Source organism: Polaribacter porphyrae, from assembly GCF_002954685.1.
GTDB lineage: Bacteria > Bacteroidota > Bacteroidia > Flavobacteriales > Flavobacteriaceae > Polaribacter > Polaribacter porphyrae.
In genome coordinates this window covers 2202171-2221209 of the sequence record NZ_MSCN01000001.1, presented here as the reverse complement: position 1 = coordinate 2221209, position 19039 = coordinate 2202171, and the positions used below count along the sequence as shown (strand labels likewise).

At 28.9% G+C, this 19039-nt stretch carries 17 protein-coding genes; 8 read left to right on the top strand and 9 right to left on the bottom strand.

What is annotated here, in order from left to right; genetic code table 11:
- Nucleotides 1-7: 7 nt before the first annotated feature.
- The 6 genes from BTO18_RS09960 to BTO18_RS09935 all read right to left on the bottom strand — a co-directional run bounded on the left by BTO18_RS09960 (nucleotide 8) and on the right by BTO18_RS09935 (nucleotide 7406).
- Complete coding sequence (locus BTO18_RS09960) at nucleotides 8-2284, bottom strand: NADP-dependent malic enzyme (protein ID WP_105016075.1); 2277 nt, start codon at nucleotides 2282-2284, stop codon at nucleotides 8-10.
- Nucleotides 2285-2348: 64 nt separating this feature from the next.
- Entirely contained in the window at nucleotides 2349-3272 is a 924-nt protein-coding gene (queG, locus tag BTO18_RS09955; RefSeq protein WP_105016074.1) for a tRNA epoxyqueuosine(34) reductase QueG, read from the bottom strand.
- 30 nt (nucleotides 3273-3302) lie between these two features.
- The gene (locus BTO18_RS09950; RefSeq protein ID WP_105016073.1) at nucleotides 3303-5978 is read right to left on the bottom strand and encodes a carboxypeptidase-like regulatory domain-containing protein; all 2676 of its coding nucleotides are present in this window, start codon (nucleotides 5976-5978) and stop codon (nucleotides 3303-3305) included.
- Nucleotides 5956-6765 (bottom strand): GLPGLI family protein, encoded by an 810-nt coding sequence (locus BTO18_RS09945; RefSeq protein WP_105016072.1) that lies wholly within the window; start codon nucleotides 6763-6765, stop codon nucleotides 5956-5958. Before BTO18_RS09945 ends, BTO18_RS09950 begins: the two co-directional genes overlap by 23 nt.
- A gap of 58 nt (nucleotides 6766-6823) precedes the next feature.
- Nucleotides 6824-7093, bottom strand: coding sequence for a hypothetical protein (locus tag BTO18_RS09940; protein WP_105016071.1), 270 nt, complete (start codon nucleotides 7091-7093; stop codon nucleotides 6824-6826).
- 1 nt (nucleotide 7094) lies between these two features.
- Nucleotides 7095-7406: a hypothetical protein gene (locus tag BTO18_RS09935; protein WP_105016070.1), complete on the bottom strand. Its 312-nt coding sequence runs from the start codon at nucleotides 7404-7406 to the stop codon at nucleotides 7095-7097.
- A gap of 423 nt (nucleotides 7407-7829) precedes the next feature.
- Here BTO18_RS09935 and BTO18_RS09930 point away from each other — a divergent pair, with 423 nt between their 5' ends.
- From BTO18_RS09930 to BTO18_RS09920, 3 genes are all read left to right on the top strand, one after another.
- Entirely contained in the window at nucleotides 7830-8087 is a 258-nt protein-coding gene (locus tag BTO18_RS09930) for a helix-turn-helix domain-containing protein (protein WP_105016069.1), read from the top strand.
- A gap of 158 nt (nucleotides 8088-8245) precedes the next feature.
- Entirely contained in the window at nucleotides 8246-10717 is a 2472-nt protein-coding gene (locus BTO18_RS09925) for a DUF5686 and carboxypeptidase regulatory-like domain-containing protein (protein ID WP_105016068.1), read from the top strand.
- Between the two features lie 14 nt (nucleotides 10718-10731).
- On the top strand, nucleotides 10732-10974 hold the full coding sequence (locus BTO18_RS09920) for a MoaD/ThiS family protein (protein ID WP_105016067.1): 243 nt from the start codon (nucleotides 10732-10734) through the stop codon (nucleotides 10972-10974).
- A 70-nt stretch (nucleotides 10975-11044) separates the two neighbouring features.
- On the opposite strand, the gene BTO18_RS09915 is transcribed toward BTO18_RS09920, so the two are convergent.
- Nucleotides 11045-11626 carry a hypothetical protein gene (locus BTO18_RS09915; RefSeq protein WP_105016066.1) on the bottom strand — a complete coding sequence of 194 codons (582 nt, stop codon included), beginning with the start codon at nucleotides 11624-11626 and terminating at the stop codon, nucleotides 11045-11047.
- Nucleotides 11627-11752: 126 nt separating this feature from the next.
- Here BTO18_RS09915 and BTO18_RS09910 point away from each other — a divergent pair, with 126 nt between their 5' ends.
- Nucleotides 11753-12097 (top strand): winged helix-turn-helix transcriptional regulator, encoded by a 345-nt coding sequence (locus BTO18_RS09910; protein ID WP_105016065.1) that lies wholly within the window; start codon nucleotides 11753-11755, stop codon nucleotides 12095-12097.
- A gap of 3 nt (nucleotides 12098-12100) precedes the next feature.
- Here the strand turns inward: BTO18_RS09910 and BTO18_RS09905 are convergent, their stop codons facing one another.
- Nucleotides 12101-12373 (bottom strand): DUF3817 domain-containing protein, encoded by a 273-nt coding sequence (locus BTO18_RS09905; RefSeq protein WP_105016064.1) that lies wholly within the window; start codon nucleotides 12371-12373, stop codon nucleotides 12101-12103.
- Between the two features lie 62 nt (nucleotides 12374-12435).
- Between BTO18_RS09905 and BTO18_RS09900 the strand changes: the two genes are divergently transcribed.
- On the top strand, nucleotides 12436-12858 hold the full coding sequence (locus BTO18_RS09900) for a molybdenum cofactor biosynthesis protein MoaE (RefSeq protein WP_105016063.1): 423 nt from the start codon (nucleotides 12436-12438) through the stop codon (nucleotides 12856-12858).
- Between the two features lie 54 nt (nucleotides 12859-12912).
- Here BTO18_RS09900 and BTO18_RS09895 read toward each other — a convergent pair whose 3' ends face one another.
- Nucleotides 12913-13950 carry a COX15/CtaA family protein gene (locus BTO18_RS09895; RefSeq protein WP_105016062.1) on the bottom strand — a complete coding sequence of 346 codons (1038 nt, stop codon included), beginning with the start codon at nucleotides 13948-13950 and terminating at the stop codon, nucleotides 12913-12915.
- 401 nt (nucleotides 13951-14351) lie between these two features.
- Here BTO18_RS09895 and BTO18_RS09890 point away from each other — a divergent pair, with 401 nt between their 5' ends.
- From BTO18_RS09890 to BTO18_RS09880, 3 genes are all read left to right on the top strand, one after another.
- On the top strand, nucleotides 14352-15626 hold the full coding sequence (locus BTO18_RS09890; RefSeq protein ID WP_105016061.1) for a ribonucleotide-diphosphate reductase subunit beta: 1275 nt from the start codon (nucleotides 14352-14354) through the stop codon (nucleotides 15624-15626).
- Between the two features lie 3 nt (nucleotides 15627-15629).
- Nucleotides 15630-17414, top strand: a complete 1785-nt coding sequence (locus BTO18_RS09885; RefSeq protein ID WP_105016060.1) for a ribonucleoside-diphosphate reductase subunit alpha — start codon at nucleotides 15630-15632, stop codon at nucleotides 17412-17414.
- 257 nt (nucleotides 17415-17671) lie between these two features.
- Nucleotides 17672-19009: a deoxyguanosinetriphosphate triphosphohydrolase gene (locus BTO18_RS09880; RefSeq protein ID WP_105017546.1), complete on the top strand. Its 1338-nt coding sequence runs from the start codon at nucleotides 17672-17674 to the stop codon at nucleotides 19007-19009.
- Nucleotides 19010-19039 lie beyond the last annotated feature (30 nt).

The window sequence follows — 19039 nt, the reverse complement described above, 5'->3', positions numbered from 1 at the left end:
TAATAATTTATTTATTCTTTTCTCGTTGTTGTGCATCAACAGCAGCTAAAGCAGCCATATTTACCATTTCGTCTACACTTGCACCTAGTTGTAAAACATGTACAGGCTTGCTTAATCCTAAAATTACAGGACCAATTGATTCAGCACTTTCAACTTGTTTTAATAACTTATAAGTAATGTTAGCTGATTCTAAATTGGGGAAAATTAAAACATTCACCTTTTTTCCATTTAGTTTAGAAAAAGGAAATTCTTTTGCCAACATTTCTGGATTTAATGCAAAATCTGCTTGAATTTCTCCATCAACTGTAGCATTAGGGAAATGTCTGTGAATATAAGAAACAGCTTCTCTAATTTTTCTTGATGTTTCAGTATTCGAAGAACCAAAATTTGAGAAAGACAGCATAGCTACATTTGGTTTCATACCAAACATTTTTGCCAAATTAGAAGTCATTTGCGTAATCTTTACTAAATCTTTTGCAGATGGGTTAATGTTGATAGTTGTATCTGCTAAAAAAATAGGGCCTTGTTTTGTCAACATTAAGTTACAAGCCGCAATTCTAGAAATACCTTTGTCTTTTTCAATCAACTCTAACATTGGCTTTACTACTGTTGGATAAGGTCTAGAATAACCAGTAATTAATGCATCAGCTTCATTTTCATTTACCATCATTGCAGCAAAATAATTACGTTCTCGCATTAATTTTTTTGCTTCAGATAAAGTTCTTCCTTTACGTTGTCTGTTTTTCCAATAAGCTTCTCCAAAACGTTCTCTTCTTTCTTTTTCTTCATCAGTTTTTGGATCAAAAATTGGTACATCACCTGTAAAACCAATTTCTGCTTTTAAAGCTAAAATCAAATCTTTTCTTCCTAATAAAATAGGATTTCCTAAACGTTCTTCGTGAACTCTTTGTGCAGCTTTTAATACATCTAGATGATCTGCTTCTGCAAATACAATACGTTTTTTATTGCTTTTTGCTCTGTTATGTAATAATCTGATTTCCTTACTTCCAGAACCAGAACGTTCCATCAATTCTTCTCTATATCTTTCCCAATCTTCAATTGGTTCTAAAGCAACACCAGAATCAATAGCTGCTTTCGCAATTGCTGGTGGAATTTCGTATATTAACCTTGGGTCAAAAGGTTTTGGAATGATGTATTCTTTACCAAAAGTGAGACTAACTTCATCATACACAATATTTACTTGTTCAGGTACAGATTTTTTAGCTAAATCTGCTAATGCATGTACAGCAGCCAATTTCATGGCTTCATTAATTTTAGTAGCTCTTACATCTAAAGCTCCTCTAAATATAAAAGGGAAGCCAAGTACATTATTCACTTGGTTTGGATGATCAGACCTACCAGTAGCCATAATAATATCACTTCTTGTAGCTATTGCTAAATCGTAATCTATTTCTGGTACAGGATTAGCCATTGCAAACACAATAGGATTTTTTGCCATAGATAACAGCATTTCTGGTGTTACAACATTACCCATAGATAATCCAATAAAAACATCTGCATTCTGCATAGCTTCATCTAGAGTATGTAAATCTTTAGAAGTTGCAAATTCTGCTTTTTGTGATGTTAAATTATCTCTATCTTTTCTGATAACACCTTTGCTATCACACATTACAATATTTTCTCTTTTTGCTCCTAATTCTAAATATAAACGTGTGCAAGAAATGGCTGCAGCACCAGCACCATTTACTACAAAATTTAGTTTAGTAATATCTTTTTCGGTGATTTCAATAGCGTTTTTTAGAGCTGCTGCAGAAATGATTGCAGTTCCATGTTGATCATCGTGCATTACAGGAATATTCAATTCCTCTTTTAGTCTTCTTTCAATTTCAAAAGCTTCTGGAGCCTTTATATCTTCAAGGTTAATTCCTCCAAAAGTAGGAGCAATTGCTTTTACGGTTTCAATAAATTTATCAACATCTGTTGCATCAACCTCAATATCAAAAACATCAATATCAGCAAATATTTTAAAGAGTAACCCTTTACCTTCCATTACTGGTTTTGAGGCATCAGGACCAATATCACCTAGACCTAAAACAGCGGTTCCATTAGAAATTACGGCTACTAAATTACCTTTAGAAGTGTATTTGTAAACATTATTTTTATCTTTTGCAATTTCTAAACAAGGTTCTGCAACTCCAGGTGAATAAGCTAATGTTAAATCGTGTTGGGTAGCATATTTTTTTGTAGGTACAACTTCTATTTTTCCTGGTTTTGGTTTTGCATGATATAATAAAGCTTCATGTCTTTTTCTAGAATCGCTCATAAATAGTTATTTGCTAATTTAAGCTTACAAATATATGGTTTTCAATGAAAGAGCAATGAGATTTTTAATCTTTTAAAAATCGAATATTTCTTTGCAAACCTGCAAATTTTGTTCTCTTTACAGCAGATTTTTTAAAGACTTTTTTAAAAATATCTTCTGTAATTTCTTCCCAATCTTTTTTATTCATTTTTAAGAGTTCTTCTTTTGGGGCAAATAAAGGTTCATTGTGTGGTTTTGAAAACCGATTCCAAGGACAAACATCTTGACAAATGTCGCAACCAAAGATCCAGTTTTCCATTTTGTCTTTAAATTGATTAGGAATATTCTCTTTTAATTCTATCGTTAGATAAGAAATACATTTACTACCATCAACTGTGTTATTTGGTAAAATGGCTTCTGTTGGGCAAGCATCTATACATTTGGTGCAAGTACCACAATGATTTGTAGTTGTTTGGTGGTCATATTCTAATTCTAAATCGATAATTAATTCTGCTAAAAAAAAGAAAGAACCTTTTTGTTTTTGAATGAGTAAGGAGTGTTTTCCATTCCAGCCCAAACCAGCTTTTTCTGCCCAAGCACGTTCTAAAACTGGTGCAGAATCAACAAAACAACGTCCAGAAATCTCACCAATTTTATCATTAATAGCCTGTAATAATTCTCTTAATTTTTGTTTGATTACATGATGATAATCTTCTCCATAAGCATATTTAGAAATATGATAAGAATTTTTATTTTGCTCTTTTTCAGGGTAATAGTTGTAAGAAAGCGAAATTACAGATTTGGCATCATCAACTAATAAACGAGGGTCTAAACGTTTGTCAAAGTGATTTTCTAAATATTGCATTTTACCTTGAAAACCATTTTTAAGCCATTTTTCTAGTTTTGGAGCTTCATCTTCTAAAAAATCGGCTTTAGCAATACCACAATCTAAAAACCCTAAACGTTTTGCTTCTTGTTTTATGAATTGAGAGTATTTTGCTTTTGGCATGGAGCAAAAGTAACTGATTTTTGTAATCAGTTAAAACCTATAATCTAATTTAAGCAAAACGAATCTGGGTAATAAGCGATATTCAACATTAGAGCTACCAATATCACTAATAGAAAAATTTCTAAATTTTTCTGTATTGGTTAAGTTTTTACCTACAATACCCAAAGTCATTTTATTTTTAAACAGCTTGTATCTTATGTCTAAATCAACAAAATAGTAAGTATTATCATTCTGCAAGTTTCCAAAATAATAACGTTCAGATTTTAGTTCTATATCAAAGTTATCATTGAAAATAAAAGATAAATCTAAAAAACTATTATTATCTGTAAATGAATTATTAAACGTTGTTTTAATTTCTGAAGTAATCCATTTTGTTCCAAAATGATAATTAAAAACCCCACTAAAACCAGAACGTAATTCGAAACCATAGTTATAATTTAAAGAAGTAATGTTTCTTAAATTAGAACTGTTTATAATATTTTTGAATTGACTTTTAGAATACCCTAAATTGAGTTTTAAGTTAGATGATATAAACTTAAAATAATTATCAATATTTGTATTTACACTTACAAATTCTCTGTCTTTAATCAATATTTTTTCTGATTGGGAATAATTTTGGTTTATTATTGAATTTGTAGAAAAGAAATCATGATTTTTATTATAGATGAAAAATGTATTTGCAAAAAAACGGTCGCTCCAGTTACCTAATTGATAATTTACTGTAAAACTTGAAGCATCTAATTGATTAAATGTGCCTGTACCTTTTGAAAAATTTCTAAAACCTGTTAATGTAAAATTCTGATAAACATCTAAAATACCAGCATTTGAAGTATTGTGAGAATACGAAGCTGTTAATTTATTAATGTAGTTAATTTTCCAGTCAAAACCTAAACTTGGATTAAAGAATAATGGATTCTGATTTTCAGCAATTTCATTAGTTTTTAGATGATTAAATAATTGATGAACCTCTAAATTTCCTACTAATTTAAACTTGTTTAAAGCTAATAAATACTTGGTTTTTATGTACAAATCGTTAACACTGTAAGTTGTGTTATTTTGATAATCAACGGGATTATCCAAAACAGATTCATCATCTAATAAGGAAAATTCTGAAATCAATTTATCTCGCCTAAACTCATTGCCAATTTGCAGTTCAAACAAATTATCATTCTCTTTTCTATCAAACAAATGGGCGTTTACGCCTACAAAAAGTAATTGGTCTTCACTTTGTTGTTGTACATTATCAACATTGGTTAGATTTGGAAATAAATCAGCATAAAAAAACTGATTGATGCGATAGCTTTGTGGTGCTTTTTCATCAATAAATCTTCCTGTAAGTAAAAATACTTTCTTGTTTGTAAACTTATTGGTGTAGTTAATTTTCTGGTCAAAAAGCGTGTTTTGATGTTTCAAACTTTCAATAGTTGAGTTTCCATTAAATAACAAATTAGTACTATCAAAAAAATCACCATTATTGTACTTAGTTGTAGCTTCTAACATTTGAGTTGACGAAAAATTACAAGTAACATCTAGCTTTCCGAAAGCGATTCGTTTTGTATTTCTAATAGTATAATCTTCTGAGTTGGTAAAATTGGTATTTTTGGCAGTAAAATTTTGGGTACTGTTTTTAAAAAAATCATTTTCGTCCCAATTAAAAAAACCGAGTGTTTTTATTTTTAGCTTTTTAGTAGGGTTAAAAATTGCATTTAAAGAAACCAACTCTGTATTGTTAAAATTGGTTCTACTTTTTTTAAAATTACCTTGCCCAAAACGTAAATTTAACATACTATTTACTTGTTGATTGTCACCAATACTAGCAGGTTCTCCAAAACGAAATGGTCGAATTAGGTGATTAATATCTCCAGTAGCATCATATCCTAAATTATTAAAGTTTGATAAGAGAATGTATTTATTTTTTTTACCAAAATTCATAGCATAGGTTTTAAGCTCATACCTGTTTTCTGAGATTATACCATAATTGACAGAAAAATTACCAAACCATTGTCTTTTTGCATCCTCTTTTAATACTAAATTTAAAGCTACTTTATCACTTTCTTCTATGTCTTTTAATAAACGGTTATTAGAATACTTTTGCAGTATCTGTATTTTCTCTAGTTGATCTGGAGGCATGTTTTTAGAAAGAATTTTATAACCTCGTTCAAAAAAATCGTCACCATCTACCATTAGTTTTTCTATTTCTTGGTTGCCAACTTTTATAGTACCTTCAATATCTACAGTAACTCCTGGTATTTTTTTTAGTAAATCTTCTACAGTAGCATCATTGGGTTTTAAAAACTTATTTACTTTGACTTCTATAGTGTCTTTTTTAATTTTTATGGTTTTTTCTGCTTCTATAATTACCTCAGTAAGTTCAAAAGTCTCTTCTTCTAAAGTTACATTTTTGGTAATTATTTTAATTTCTTTTGTTATGGTTATTGGTGTTTCTACTTTTTTGTAACCTAAAGCAGAAAAAGATAAAATAAAGTTTCCTGTTTTATTTGTTTCTAAAATGTAGTTTCCTTTATCATCTGAAAAATTGTAAGCAACAACTCTTGTTTTTGTCAAATTAGACAATAGTATATTTACATTATTTAGTTTTTGATTTTTAGTACTTTTTACAGTACCATTAATTACGCTTTGCCCTAAAATTTTTAAATTAAATAATATTAATAATAAGAAAAAGCTAATTTTCAACTGTATTTTCATACTCAAGTTCAATTGCCTTTGATTTTACAGTTGATATTTTCATATTTGATCCACGTGGAAGTTTAGCTCCAAATAATTTCATTACTTCTTCAACCTGCCCTTTTTTTAGTTTAATATATTCTTTGAGAGATATTTTCTTAAAAGTTTTATTGAACTCAAAATAATTATTTGATTTCGTATTTTTAATGTTTGGTATTTCTATTTTTGTTACATTAAATGCAACTTCATTTTTATCATCTGAAACATTTAGTATTAATCCAGGTAGACCATTCAACTTCCAAGGACCATATTTAATCGGTATTTTTTTTGTGAACCATGCAGAATAGTTTCTCCCTCTAAATAAACAAGTAGCCTTTTGTGCTTTAAAGCCGCTTATCATTTTAAATTCTTGTGTAATTTCCCATTTTATTTTTTTTGCTTTTTCACAAACAATATAAGTTGTTTGTTTTCCATTCTTAAATAAAGATACCTGACTATAAATACTATCTCTCTTAAAATCTGTTAAAACAACATATTTGCTCCCATTAAATTTCACATCAAAAGACAAATCAAATTCATCATCTGTACTTGGCTTCAATGTAGAAGATTTTTTTTGTTGAGCAGTCTTTTCTGAAAAAACAGAAAAATTAGGACTAAAAAATAAATCAAATTCTGTTGTCTCTAAATTGCCATCAAAATTGAGAACACGTTCAAAGGATATTTTACCGTAGTTTATGTTTTCACTAAATTTAGCCTTACCTGAAAAATATAGTAAGGTAAAAATCGTTGTGAATAAAATATTTTTCATATTCATTAAATTTAACTAAGTACAACAAATTTGTTGTACTTAGTATAGTTATACATATTTAAAAATTTCTTTCCCACCAAGCAGCTAACTGCATTTTTGTACATTGCCACCAAGTAACATCTAAAAAAGTTATTTCTCCCTCAATTTTAGTACCATCTTCTAATGTGAAATTGAGTCTCACAGTACAATCTTTTTTTTCATCAACCTTATTGTATTTATTAACAATGTTTATTTTCTCTATTTTTGAGTTATAATCATTAATGTGATTGGTTGAAGCAAAACCAAGTGAAAACACACTTAATATGGTTATTAAAATTATTTTTTTCATTTTATTTTTTCATCATTTTTTTTAAAAAATCAACACAAGATTGACCCACAATAGTTAGAGTGCCTTCCCAAGAAAACTTTTCTCCATCAGGAAAGGTTATCGTAAATTTACCTTTTAATGTACAGTCCTCTAAATTAATTAACTCTTCTTTGGTTAGTTTTTTTTCATTAATACTGAAAGTATAATCTTTTGAATTTTTATAACTTATTATTTCAGTTTTCATTTTAGGATTGAAAACATTTTCTTTACCATGGTTTGCAAAAGCAATTGCCCCAACCAAAACAAAAACTAAACTTAAAATATATTTCTTCATTTTTTCTAAATTTTAAAATGATTATTAAATAATTATTTGGTGTTTTTACATGAATAAACAAGTTTAAATAACACCTAAAAACTTGTAGAAAAAATGTTACTTTTGTAATACTTCCTCTGCTTGGGTTTGTGTATTTACATAAGCACTGGTTTTAAATGATACATTGTATTTCGCGATATTTTATTTTTAATTCCACAAGTGGAGGTTTTTATATTCTTATAAAGTTTAGCTACTACAATAGGTACATTCTTTTATATAGCAGCTGTTATTTACCAAAGTTGAGAAAGTTATCTTACAACACCAAAGAAACCGTATTCGATTTTCAATACCCTATTTATGGGGTATTTTTTGCCTTTTTTCACCCCATTTATGGGGTATTGAAAATCGAATATTTTAATTGACAAATATTTTTAACTTTGTCCCATGAAAAGAAAAAATATTTATCACTTTTTAGTTGAAGATGACTTAATAACTATTTTAAAAAAGATTAAAACTATTAGACTAGAACAAAACTTAACGCAAGCTGATATGTGCTATAGATTAAATATTAGCCAGTCTGTGTATTCAAAATTAGAAAAAGGGGAGTCAAAATTAGATATGGAACGTTTGCTGCTAATCTTAAAAACTCTTAATACATCTCTAGCTGATTTTTTTAAAGACTTTAACTCTAAAGTAGAATAATTCTAAACCATTTTTTTCTAAACTTTCTCGAATTTTTTATCAGTTAATTACAGAATCTTATCCTCAATTTTAAGAAACTCTTAAAGCTTGTTTAACAAAAATTAACCATTTTTGGTAACAAATAACGATATGTTTGCGTCTATCAATAAAACCAACCCATGAAAAAAATTACTTTCCTATTTTTATTTTTCTGTATATCTTATTCTTTTGCCCAAGTAAAGGGTAAAATTACAAACAGTAAAAATGCCCCACTTTCCTTTGTAAGTGTGTATTTAGACAAAACTGTAACAGGTACAACTTCTAACGATAATGGAGATTATGTTTTAGAATTAAAAAAGACAGGAAAATACACCATTATTTATCAAATTTTAGGCTATAAAACCGTAAAAAAGAGTGTTGATATTTCTTCTTTTCCTTATACTTTAGATGTGGTTCTAGAAGAAGAAAAAGTAGAGTTAGATGAAATTTCGATATCTACTAAAGATAACCCTGCAAACAGAATTATTAGAAATGTAATTGCCAATAAAGACAAGAATACAGATAAATATGCTAATTATACCGCAAAATTTTATTCAAGAGGTCTAACAAGAATTAAAGATGCGCCAGAAAAGTTTTTAGGACAAAACATGGGCGATTTTGGTGGAGGTTTAGACTCTACAAGAAGTGGAATTGTGTATCTATCAGAAACTTTTTCGAACATTTCTTTTCAAAAGAAACCTAAACGATTTAAAGAAAAAATTGTAGCATCTAAAGTATCTGGGCAAGATAATGGTGTTAGTTTTAACAGAGCAGAAGACTCTAACATCAATTTATATGAAAATAGTATTGAAATTTTTAACGATTTGGTTTCGCCAATTTCATCTAATGCATTTAGTTATTACAAGTATAAATTAGAAGGTACTTTTTATGATAAAAATGGTAAACTTATCAATAAAATAAAACTAATTCCTAAACGAAAAAATGATCGTATTTTTAATGGTTCTATTTATATTGTAGAAGATGATTGGGCTTTGTATGGAGCAGATTTATCTACAACAGGTACTCAAATTAATATTCCCTTTGTAAACTCTTTAGGGCTAAAACAAGGGTATAATTATTCAGAAAAAATAGATGCTTGGGTATTAATAAGTCAAAGTATAGAGTTTGATATCGCTTTTTTAGGTTTTAAACCTAGAGGAAAATTTTCTTATGTATATTCAGATTATGATTTTGCACCTAAATTTACTGAAAATACATTTACAAATGAGGTGTTGTCTTTTGAAGAAAATGCGACCAAAAAAGACACTGTGTATTGGAATACTTTAAGACCTGTACCTTTAACTAGAGAAGAAGTTAAAGATTATAGTATAAAAGATAGTATTAAAGTAGTACGTAAATCTAAAAAATATTTAGATTCGGTAAATAAAGTTCAGAATAAGTTTGGTTTTTTATCGCCAATAACAGGCTATACGTATAGAAATTCTTACGAAAAATGGTCACTTTCTTACAATGGGTTACTAGATGAATTGAGTTTTAATACTGTGCAGGGTTTTAATGCATCTGCAGGTTTAAGTTATTTTAAAAGATTAAATGATAAAGGAAAATGGTGGAGTGCAGGTGTAAATGTTAATTATGGTTTTTCTGATAAAAGAGCTAGACCAACTTTTTATTTTAGTAAAAAATGGAATAATTTTTCAAGACCAAGATTTTCAATATCTGGAGGGATTACAACCTTACAATTTAACCCCAGAAATCCTATTTCTAAAATGGATAACTTAATTAGATCGTTGTTAAGACGAGACAATTACATGAAAATTTATGAAAAAGAGTATGCAAGAATTAGTTATTCTGAAGAAATAAAAAATGGAGTTTATTTTTATTCTAGTTTAGAATATGCAAATAGAAAACCTTTATTTAATACAACCAACTACTCGTTTGCTAGGCAATCTAGAAATGATCCATATACATCTAATAATCCTTTAGAACCCAATAATTATAGTACTGCACCTTTTACAGCACACAAAATAGCGACGTTAAATGTAGGAGCAAGAATTGTTTTTGCTCAAAAATATCTATCTTATCCAGATAGTAAGTTTAATGCAGATAATTCTAAATACCCAACGTTAAGTCTAAATTACCGTAAAAGATTTGCGGCTTCAAATTCGAGTTTTAATTCCGATCTATTTACAGGAAATTTAAGGCAATTTATAAATACTGGAAATTATGGTGATTTAACATATAATATTAGAGGAGGTTTATTTTTAAAACAAAAGGATGTACCTATAATGGATTTATTGCAAGCGAATGGAAATCAACTGGCATTTGTAACAGATAATCAATTAAATAGCTTTGGCTTGCTAGAATACTATCGTTTTTTTACAAATGATAAATATGCAGAAGCACATATAGAACATAATTTTAGAGGTTCTATTTTAGGGAAAGTACCTTTGTTAAATAAGTTAAACTTCCATTTAGTTGGTGGTGCTAAAACTTTATTTATGGCAGATACAAAGCCATATACAGAGTACTCTGTTGGTTTAGATAATATTGGTTTTGGTAAATGGCGTTTTTTACGAATAGATTACATTCGTTCTAATTATGCAGGTATAAAAAATGATGGATTTGTATTTCGTTTAAACTTACTGAACTAGTTATCTTTGTTTTTATGAAGATAAAAACACTTTTTTTTGGAATTACAACAGATTTAATTGGCACATCAACCCTAGAAATCAATGTAGATGAAAAAACTACAGTTGCAGGTTTTAAAACTATTTTAAAGGATGAATTTCATCAACTAGAAAATATAAATTCATACGCAATAGCAGTAAATGAAGAATATGCAAATGATGATGTTATTTTGAAGTTAGGAGATATCGTGGCTGTAATTCCACCTGTTAGTGGTGGATAATCTGCTAAAATAAAAAGCAATAATATATTTTGAAGTATTATTGCTTTTTTAGGTTATAAAAATTAAGTTTTTAGTTAACTCTTTCTAAAGGTATTTGTAATTGATGAGGTCTGTTTTCTGGTTTATCAAAAGGAGTACCATCTACATGTTTTGCACCCATAAATAACAAACCATGCTTAAAATAGATTAAATCAAAATCTCCAATAATTTGCCTATCTTCTATATGAAACATAGGGAAAGCCTTGCCTAAAATATCTTTTTTAACATTGTTTTCAAAAGGTGTCATCCTTTTTGGTAGTGCACTATTTAACAGCTCTGTAGCATTAGGGTTTAGAGGGGTTACTCCAAAACCTTCATCTAGCATATAGTCAATTTTCCAAGCTCCTTTTGCTATTGGGTGTTCATCGTGCCAAGTTAAGTTTCCTTTAAACTCAAATTCCATTAAGGGGAATTCACCATAATTATCAGCAAATAATGTAATTGTACCAACAAATTTATCGTTCGTTAAATATTTAAAATTTCTTTTTAAATAAGTAGGTTCAATTTTACCACTACCAGTTCTATCTTCGGTTGGTCTTAATTCTACACTTAAACTTTGCCATTCTCCTAAAGCGTACTTTTTTATTTCTTCTAATGTATTTGGATTCTTCATTTTATTATTTTGGATTAATTTTGTTATTATTTATGCAAATATTTATAATAAGTTTTATATTTGAAAGTAGTTACATAAAAATGATTTAGTATTAAAAATCATACTTATATTGATAATCAATTTATTATGAATAAAAATATTTTAGAAAAAATTGAAAGTAACAATTCTACTTGCCCAGTATCTTACTGCTTAAGTATGATAGGAGGCAAATGGAAACCAATCATATTATATCTAATTTCGAAAGGCATTAATCGTTTTGGTGTATTAAATAGAACTATAGAAGGAATAAGTAAACAAATGCTTACAAAACAACTTCGAGAAATGGAAAATGACGGTATTTTGTCAAGAAAAATTTTTGCAGAAATTCCACCAAGAGTTGAGTATTATGTAACCAAAAAAGGAAAATCTATATATCCAATTATAGAAGCTATGCGTATTTGGGGAGAAACTAATATTATCAATAGAGATTAATCTTTAACGTAAATATTTTTTATCTACATAAAAAGTACCAAAAGGGATGACTGCACAAGCTAAAATAATTCCAAAAGTTTTGTTATCCCACTTCATCTCTTTTTTAAGAACTATGGCAAAAACAATGTATAACATAAAAAGGATTCCATGAGGCATTCCTAAAAGTTTTACATATTCAGGATTATCTTGAAGATATTTAATAGGAGTAGCTATAAAGAGTAATAATAAATAAGAAACACCTTCTAAAAAACTAACAATTCTAAAAATAGTTTTCATTACTTTATATATGTGATTAGTATTGCAAAAATACGTTTTTGTTTTACTATTTTTGAACTTCAATGCAAAGAACTTATATAAAAATTACTTCAGAAAAATTGACTCTACAAGAATGTTATTGTTTTGTAGAAGATGATGTTTGTGGAGGCATAACTACTTTTATAGGCACTGTAAGAAATGATACTCAAGGTAAGAAAGTAAAACAATTAGATTTTTCTACTTATAAACCAATGGCAATTAAAGAAATGCAGAAGATTGCAGATTTAGCTCTAGAAAAATTTGAGATACATAAAATTGCCATCCATCATGCAGAAGGTATGCTACAAATTGGTGATGTACCAGTAATTATAGCTGTATCTTCCAAACATAGAAAAGCTGCTTTTTTAGCCTGTGAATTTGCTATTGATACTCTAAAAGAAACTGTACCTATTTGGAAAAAAGAATACTTTTCTGATGGTGAGGTTTGGGTAAATGCACATCCTTAATTTAGTATTCAGTTGGCAGTAGCAGTTTTAAGCAGCTGTTTTTCTAAAGAATAACTACTGAAAACTGCTACTGTGACTGTCAACTGTCTTTCTACTCTGCATCCATAAATAAAATTGTAAGCCAAATAAGATAGCACCAGCCATTAAATGTATCGCTTGTGTGCCAAAAGGTATTTCAGCATAATACATTAAAATACCAGTTATAGTTTCTAAAAAGATTAGAAAGAGAATCCAATTAATAAGTTTGTATCCTAAATTTTTGACTTGATTTATATAAAATAAACCAGCATTTACCAAAACAATTGCAATTGTAAAAGATCTATGAAAGTAAAATTTAAAACTTGGGTTCATCAAACTATAGTTTTTATTCTCAAAGCCAAACAATTTTACTTGTTCATCAATAAATTGCCTTACTTGAGTTCCCATCGCAATTTGGATTAAAGAAAAAACTACAGAAACAATCAATAGTTTATTGAAAAGAGAATTGTAATTGTATATTTTTTGGGGCGAAACAATATATTGTAAACGCAATAAAAGGGCTATTATAATTAAACCAACAACCATGTGTATGGTAATTGTTGATGGGTTTAAATTGCTGTCAACCACCTTCATTCCTAACCAAGCTTCAAATAACATTAAAATAAAAGCTCCAAAAGCCAAGAGAGTAATTGTTTTATTTTCTTTCCAAAATTTAGTAGAAGCATAAATCAAAAACAAAAAAACAAAACCAGCTAAAACAGACACTAACCTATTGATATATTCTGTCCAAGTATGGTATTTATTGAATTTTGCATAATCGTGTTTGGTGTATTTACTCCAATTATTAGTATTAAATTCAGTTGATGTTATTACATCTTTATTTGCCACAAAAAGTATTTCATCTTTAACTATTATGTATCCTTCTTTATAATCAGTATTTGGTTTCCATGTAATTTGTTCTTCTTCAGTTGGCGGAATTAAATACCCAAAACATTTAGGCCAATCTGGGCATCCCATCCCAGAACCTGTCATTCTTACTACAGAACCTGCTAAAAAGATGAGGTAAACAGAAATAATAGTAATTTTCACAATTTTTGGAAACCTGTTTTTCATGTGTAGATAAAAATTTTTGCAAAAATACGGCAAAAAATAGCCATCATAAAATGATTTATGAATTTGTACTTATGTAAAAAAGGTCTAAATAATTCTTGTATTTTTATTTATGAATTCGACTTCACTTTCTATAAAAAAATAGAATATTTAGTATTCTGTTAATACATCAAAAAACAAATTTTAAGAATGTCAATAAAACTAGGCTGTTAGCAAATTTTAACATTTTAAAAATCTGAAAATGAAATACTTATGAAAATGAGTGAAAACTACGTTTTTTCTTAAGAAATCGATTTTGTTAAAAACTTCAAGGGATTTGTGAATAAGTATGACTTTCTTTTAAAAACAAAAATTACAATCTTTGTTAGGCTGTAAAATTAACATTAACTTAATACATCTTCATTGTGGAAATTACACACATTATAAAAAGAGATTATCAAACAACTCCTTTCGAGTTAGAAAAGATTACAAATGCCATTGAAAAAGCAATGCTTACTGTAAATAATGGTACTAGAAAAGATGCAATTGCAATTTCTAATATTGTTAACGGTGCTTTATTAGAAAGAAAGCTTAATGAACCTTTGTATATACCAACTGTAGAACAAGTACAGGATATTGTAGAGGTAAAGTTGATGGATAGTCCTTTTAGAGATGTAGCAAAAGCGTACATATTATATAGAGATGAGCAAGCTAGAAGCAGAAAAACGAACATCTTTGAAAAACGTGTGAATTTGAAGCCTTACGAATATCCTAGTTTATACGAATATGTAGATGCTATTAGACATTCATATTGGATTCATACAGAATTTAATTTTACAAGCGACATACAAGATTTTAAAACACATCTTTCAGAAACAGAAAGGCATGCCATTAAAAATACGATGTTGGCAATTTCTCAAATAGAAGTTGCTGTAAAATCTTTTTGGGGTGATATTTATAAGAAAATGCCAAAACCAGAGATAGGATCTGTGGGTTCTACCTTTGCAGAAAGTGAAGTTCGTCATCATGATGCATATTCACATTTACTAGAGATTTTAGGATTGAATAACGAGTTTAAAAATCTAAAGAAAAACCCTGTGATTATGCGTCGTGTTAACTATTTAGAGTTGGCATTACAAAATTCTAAAAGTGAAGATAATCAGCAATTTTCAGAATCTGTATTATTATTTTCTTTGTTTATAGAACATGTTTCTTTGTTCTCTCAATTTTTAATAATAATGGCTTTTAATAAGCATAAAAATGCCTTAAAAGGAATTTCTAATGTTGTTGAAGCTACCTCCAAAGAAGAGCAAATTCATGGAGATTTTGGTATTGATATTATCAAAATTATAAAAGATGAAAACCCAGAATGGTTTGATGAAGACTATACATTAATGATTCAAGAAATGTGTAATGAAGCTTTCTATGCAGAGAGTAAAATTATCGACTGGATTTTTGAAAAAGGTGAGTTAGATTTCTTACCTAAAAAAGTAATCAATGAATTCATTAAAAATAGATTCAACAAATCGTTAGAAAGTATTGGAGTACCAAAAATATTTGATATCGATGAAGAATTGCTTTCTAAAACAGAATGGTTTGATGATGAAATTATTGGAACAAAACATGGAGATTTCTTTGTAAAAAGATCTATAAACTACAGTAAAAGAACAAAAAGTATAACAAGCGACGATTTATTTTAAACTATGAACCTAAATACCACAAAAACCACATCTCAACCCAAAACAGACCACGAAAAATTAATTGAAGCAAGAAACTCTTCTCGAAAAGAGATTCTTGATAAAATGAAAACACCAGAATACAATTGGTTAACAGAAAATAGTCGTAAATTTTTAGAATCTGGATATTTAACAGAAGGTGCAACACCAGAAAGTAGAATTCGAGAAATCGCTGAAAATGCAGAAAAAATTCTAAAGAAACCTGGTTTTGCTAATAAGTTTGAAAACTATATGGCAGAAGGTTTTTATTCATTAGCGTCACCTGTTTGGTCTAATTTTGGTAAAAGAAGAGGCTTACCAATTAGTTGTTTTGGTTCTCATGTAGCAGATGATATGGGCGATATTTTATTCTCTCAATCAGAAGTAGGGATGATGTCTAAATTAGGTGGTGGTACATCTGGTTATTTTGGTAAATTGCGTCCAAGAGGTGCTGAAGTAAAAAATAATGGTTCTTCTTCTGGTTCTGTACATATTATGCAATTGTTTGAAAAAATGGTAGATGTAGTGAGTCAAGGTTCTGTAAGAAGAGGTCGGTTTTCTCCATATTTACCAATCGATCATCCAGATATTATGGAGTTTTTAGAGATTGGTACAGAAGGTAACCCAATACAAGAGTTGACACATGGTGTTACTGTTGGTAGCCAATGGATGCAAGAAATGATTGACGGTGATGTAGATAAGAGAAGTGTTTGGGCAAAAGTATTACAGTGTAGAGGTGAGATTGGTTATCCTTATATATTGTTTAGAGATAATGCAAATAATGCAACAGTAGATGTTTATAAAGATAAAAATCTTGAAATCTATGCAAGTAATTTATGTACAGAAATCATGTTACCTTCTAATGATGAGTGGTCTTTTGTTTGTTGTTTATCTTCCATAAACTTATTGCATTATGATAAATGGAAAGATACAGATGCAGTCGAAACACTAACGTATTTCTTGGATGCTGTAATGGAAGAGTTTATCACAAAGTTAGAAATATATAAAGATTCAGAAAACAGAGATGACCAGTTTACGTTCCGTTTTATGGAGAAAGCTTATAAGTTTGCAAAAGACAACAGAGCTTTAGGTTTAGGTGCTTTAGGATGGCATTCTTTATTACAATCTAAAATGTTGCCTTTTGATAGTGCTGAAGCATATTCTTTAAACAGTGAAATCTTTAAGCTGATTAAAGAGAAATCATACAAAGCATCAGAAGAAATGGCTAAAGAATATGGAGAGCCAGCTATTTTAAAAGGGTATGGAAGACGCAATACAACTTTAAATGCAATTGCACCAACTACGTCATCAGCATTTATTTTAGGACAAGTTTCTCAAGGAATTGAGCCAATTTGGTCTAACGTTTATGTAAAAGATATTGCAAAAATTAAGACTACTATTAAAAATCCAATTTTAGAAAGTGTTTTAGAAGAAAAAGGAAGAAGTACACCAGATGTTTGGAGAAGTATTCGTGATAATGATGGTTCTGTACAGCATTTAGATTTCTTATCAGAAAATGAAAAAGATGTTTTTAAGACATATTCAGAGATTGATCAGAATGTAATTGTATATCAAGCAGCTAATCGTCAAAATCATATCGATCAAGGGCAGTCTATTAATATTATGGTGCATCCAGATATGCCAATTAAAGACGTAAACAAAGTATATGTAAACGCTTGGAAATTAGGTGTAAAATCGATGTATTATCAACATAGTATGAATGCAGCACAGAAATTTAAACAAAAGAAAGAATGTGCTAGTTGCGAAGGGTAAACAGTAAGTAAATTAAAGTTTAGAAAAGAGAAGTCGAAAGATTTCTCTTTTTTTATTCGAAGCTATTTCCAGCTTTCTCTACTCGCTTTTTTCGTACCTCAAAAGAGCTCAAACATGTCGTTCAATCTGGGCTAAACTTGTTTAATAATTTTTTGCAATTCGTAAAATTATTAGAATTTTAATTCAACATCTTTTTCGTATTTTCGTGCAACTTGTCATTCCTGCGTATGCAGGAATCTCTTTTTAAAAATAAAATAATGAACTGGCAACAACTCCTTTCTTTAAAACGTTTTGGTGATACAGAAAAACGAACAAGAATAGCACAAGATGAAACACGTTTGGGTTTCGAAGTAGATTTTGATAGAATCATCTTCTCATCAGCATTTAGAAGTTTACAAGATAAAACACAGGTAATTCCATTATCTGAAACAGATTTTGTACATACTCGTTTAACGCATAGTTTAGAGGTCTCTGTGGTAGGTAGAACTTTAGGTAGAAGAGTAGGTAAGGTGTTGTTAGAGCGTCACCCAAATTTAGCAGAATTAGGATATACATTCAACGATTTTGGAGCTATTGTAGCTGCAGCAGCTGTAATGCATGATATTGGGAATCCGCCTTTTGGACATTCAGGAGAAAAAGCAATTGGCGAGTATTTTAAAACAGGAAAAGGAGTAAAATACAAAGACCATTTATCAGAAAAAGAATACCAAGACTTAATAGATTTTGAAGGCAATGCAAACGGATTCAAAATTTTAACGGAATCTAGAGAAGGTATTTCTGGGGGTTTACGGTTAAGTTATGCAACTTTAGGTGCTTTTTTAAAATATCCAAAAGAGAGCTTGCCTAAAAAACCAACGCGTCATATTGCAGATAAAAAGTATGGTTTTTTTCAATCAGAAAAAGAAGCTTTTTTAGATGTAGTAAACGAATTAGGGATGCAAGAAAAATCTACATCAGCAATTTCTTATTACAGGCATCCACTAGCTTATTTAGTAGAAGCAGCAGATGATATTTGTTATACCATTATCGATTTTGAAGATGGTATTAATTTAGGTTTAATTGATGAAGATTATTCACTAGAATTTTTAATAAATTTAGTTAGAGATAATATCAATACTAAAAAATATAACTCTTTAAAACATACAAAAGATAGAGTAAGTTATTTGAGAGCATTAGCGATAAGTACCTTAATAAATGAATCTGTGGCTATATTTTTAGATAATGAAGAAGCTATCCTTACTGGAACTTTTAACAAATCTTTATTAGACAAATGTAAGTTTGAAGCACAAATAAACGACATTATCAAGATAAGTATTGATAAAATATACATGAGTAAAGAAGTTATAGAAAAAGAAATAGCGGGTTATCGAATAATAGCTGACTTACTTGACGTTTTTATAACTGCTTTAAACAATAAAAATATAGACAATGAATCAAATTTAGACAAACTAGTGTTACACACTTTACCTAAAGAATTTCAAACTAATAACGATAAACTGTATAGCAGATTATTAAATGTTTCTAGTTTTATTGCAGGTATGTCAGATAGTTATGCTATAAGAATGCATAAAAAATTAACAGGAAATATTATTTAATAGTAAATATAATCATTTAATTTAAAACAA